Genomic DNA, 2269 nt, shown 5'->3' with positions numbered 1-2269 from the left:
ACGTTGCCACGTGCCCCTACATTAAGGGCGATTCGCGAATCGTCCTTGCAAAAGGAGGAGGTAGGGGCGAATAATTATTCGCCCCTACTAAAGAGACTCTACCCATAAATACTAACGTGACAAGGCAATAGGCAATAGGGGGCTATTCTCACGCTTATTGAGGAATAAATGGACTTAAACCACGACATCTACCAAGATCCCAAAGCCCAAGCACCTGAAACTCGACGACCCGCCAGCAGGTGCCCCGAACTTGAAACCGAGGCCTGTCGAACGCCCCATCGAGCCTCCATGTTTTTACTAGCTTACGCCATATTTTTGACCTACGCCACCTGTCTTCCCTTTGACTTTGTAACCGATCAAGCCACCCTGTCTCAGAAGCTTCAAGATACCCGCTGGACACCCTTTATTCGGGAGGACGGACATAGAGAATCTATTCCTGATATGTTCAGCAATGTTCTCCTCTTCCTGCCTTTTGGGGTGGGGTTGTTCTATGCCTTCAGAAAAAAATGGGGTAGGCTGCCGGGGATAGTGGCGGCTGGAGCTGCTTTAATAGTGGGGGGACTCTTTAGTGGTCTGGTTGAATTCATTCAGCTCTTCTGCGCCAATAGGATTTCGTCAGTCACTGATGTAATAACCAATGGAGTCGGTTCCTGTCTCGGCCTCTCGGCTGCCAAGATATTTTATGACCACTACCAGGACAGGGTTATTACCCGGATTCCCACTGACTTTAAAAATAATCCCCGGGATATGGGGATAATACTTATTCTTGGATTTATTTTCTTATTCAGTTTGATGCCCTTTGATTTTTCGTTGGACATCGGACATCTAAAAAACCAGATCAAATCTATTCAACTTCATCCTTTTTTCAATCGAGCCGCCGTCCTTACTTCCCTGGATCTATTTTTTCCCTATTCGATCCTTGGTTTTTACTGCCTCTGGTATGCTCAGCGGTCATTGGCCAGATTTATTATGTTCTTTGTCCTGGGTCTATCCTTTGCCTTAATGATAGAAACCTTACAGGTCCTTACCCATTCTCACTCTTTTTCCTTAAATGATTTGATCCTTAACTGGACAGGATTTGTTTTTGGGAGCGGAATGGGGGCAGTCTTACTGTTATTGGGCAGAGGCCAAAATCCGGTGAATTTCATTTTCCTTCAATATCTTGCCTTCTTGATTATTCACTCCTTCTTTCCTTTTCAATTTGACCTGTCGCAAGCTGGCCTGGACAAGATAAATCTTTTACCCTTCTTTGCCCATTATGCCAAAACCAACTTTCAGTCTGTTAGTGATTGCCTTCAGGGGATTCTGGCCTTTCTCCCCTTTGGGGCTTATATAATGTGGATGAGTCAATCTTGTCTCGATGATGCCAATCTTGCTTTTCGGCGTGCGAAGAAGGAAGCTATAATAGTGCTTTTCTTTATCGGACTGATGGTGGAAATAGGCCAGGTGTTTTTGCCGGGTCGCTTGGCGGATGTGACTGATATTATCTCTACTGTTCTGGGGGGCTACCTGGGCGTGTATTTATTCAGCCTCTCCGGTATGCAGCGATCTGGAAAAGCCTGCCTGGCTTTTCGGACTGTGCGTCGTATTTTCCAATCTGGTATCTAATGTCCCGGCCGTCATGCTTCTGCTCCCTTCGGCCTCGCATCCGTTGGCCGGACCGATTCTTACCCTCTCATCAACCCTGGCAGGCAACCTTATTATCATCGGCTCCATCGCCAACATAATCGTGATCGACCAGGCCAGGCAGCTCGGCACGCGCATCACATGGCGCGAGCACGCGCGCGTGGGCGTGCCTGTCACTTTTCTGACCCTCGCCGTGGCCGCCTCCTGGCTGTGGCTGATATCGGCATTGGGATAGGAAAGAAGGTTCTTCGTAACCGTTCAGTCCTTTTTTGTCGTAAGGAAGATTTTCGGATAAAACAGAGCAGAAACAGATTTTATCCTACATTCCGCACCTCTTTTAGTGCGAAATTCTATTTGGCATTGTCTCATTTCGGTCAGAAACAGCCCTAAAAAGTGGTAACAGTTTTGGCCGAAGAGACAATACGCCCCTTGTATTTTGAAGGTTGTTTTTTAGACCTTCTGGTGTTACTATACTTTTGCACTTTTTTGTAACTACTTGAAATACAAATACTTTGTAATAACCTCTCGTCATTCCCGCCAAAGCGGGAATCCAGTAATATCAAGGCTTCTGGATTCCTGCTTGCGCAGGAATGACAAAAAGTGCAAAAGTATAGGCTTCTATTAGATAAAGCTATCTTTCAAA

The 2269-nt window shown here is 46.3% G+C and carries 2 protein-coding genes; both read left to right on the top strand.

Translation table 11 applies throughout. The features are described from left to right. Positions 1–288 precede the first annotated feature (288 nt). A complete protein-coding gene (locus AB1797_13970) occupies positions 289–1608 on the top strand; it encodes a VanZ family protein (protein MEW5768694.1) in 1320 nt (439 codons plus the stop codon). A gap of 43 nt (positions 1609–1651) precedes the next feature. Beyond that, positions 1652–1861 (top strand): hypothetical protein, encoded by a 210-nt coding sequence (locus tag AB1797_13965; GenBank protein MEW5768693.1) that lies wholly within the window; start codon positions 1652–1654, stop codon positions 1859–1861. Positions 1862–2269 lie beyond the last annotated feature (408 nt).

This window comes from bacterium, from assembly GCA_040753085.1.
In the GTDB taxonomy this organism is placed as follows: domain Bacteria; phylum UBA9089; class JASEGY01; order JASEGY01; family JASEGY01; genus JASEGY01.
Note: the sequence above shows the minus strand (reverse complement) of the source record. Positions and strands in the feature narration are given on the sequence as shown.